Source organism: Vibrio sp. Vb1755 (assembly GCF_033338635.1).
GTDB lineage: Bacteria > Pseudomonadota > Gammaproteobacteria > Enterobacterales > Vibrionaceae > Vibrio > Vibrio alginolyticus.
This window is the reverse complement of record NZ_JAWOTA010000331.1, coordinates 1-1,071: the sequence shown is the minus strand read 5'-3', so window position 1 is coordinate 1,071 and position 1,071 is coordinate 1. Positions and strand designations below refer to the sequence as shown.

Below are 1,071 nucleotides of genomic sequence, written 5' to 3'. Positions count from 1 at the left end.
AAGCGATGCGCGCCGATGTGGACATTCTTACCCTAACGGCAACGCCGATTCCTCGTACGCTGAAAATGGCAATGAGTGGTATGCGTGATTTGTCGATCATCGCCACACCACCAGCACGTCGTTTAGCTATTAAGACATTTGTTCGCGAACGTGAAGAGTCTGTGGTGCGAGAAGCCGTACTGCGTGAAATCATGCGTGGTGGTCAGGTTTACTTCCTGCACAATCAGGTCGAAACCATCGAAAAAACGGCAGAGGACTTACAAAAGCTCATTCCAGAAGCCCGTATTACCGTGGCACACGGTCAAATGCGTGAACGCGAACTAGAACGCATCATGAATGATTTCTACCACCAGCGCTTTAACGTGTTGGTGTGTACCACCATCATTGAAACGGGTATCGACGTTCCGACGGCCAACACAATCATTATGGATCGTGCTGACAACCTTGGCTTGGCGCAACTGCATCAATTGCGTGGCCGTGTTGGTCGCTCTCACCATCAAGCCTATGCTTATTTGTTAACGCCACATCCAAAAGCAATGACCAAAGATGCCATTAAACGTCTCGATGCCATTGCTTCACTGGAAGACTTAGGCGCGGGCTTTACTCTGGCAACGCACGATTTGGAAATTCGTGGCGCTGGTGAACTGCTTGGTGACGAACAAAGTGGTCAAATTCAATCGGTTGGTTTTACACTGTATATGGAAATGCTTGAACAAGCAGTCGAAGCGTTGAAAGAAGGTAAAGAGCCATCATTGGATGATCTGCTTCGTGAACAAACAGAAGTAGAACTGAGAATCCCTGCGCTACTGCCTGATGATTACATTCCAGACGTCAATACGCGTCTGTCGATGTACAAACGAATTGCGAGTGTGAGCGACAGCGATGAGCTATCCGAATTAAAAGTTGAGCTGATCGACCGCTTTGGCTTACTTCCTGATGCCGCGAAGAACTTGCTGGCTGTCTCAGAATTGAAATTTGCCGCAGGTAGTATTAAAGCGAAGAAGATAGAAGCCCATGATCAAGGTGGATTTATCGAGTTTTACCCTCATGCTGACATAAATCCAGCGTATT

1 protein-coding gene is annotated in these 1,071 nt (G+C 47.6%); it reads left to right on the top strand.

All coding sequences use genetic code 11. The features are described 5' to 3' along the window. The coding region (locus R7E00_RS24925; RefSeq protein ID WP_318124895.1) for a TRCF domain-containing protein at positions 1-1,071 on the top strand (1,071 nt) is incomplete at both ends.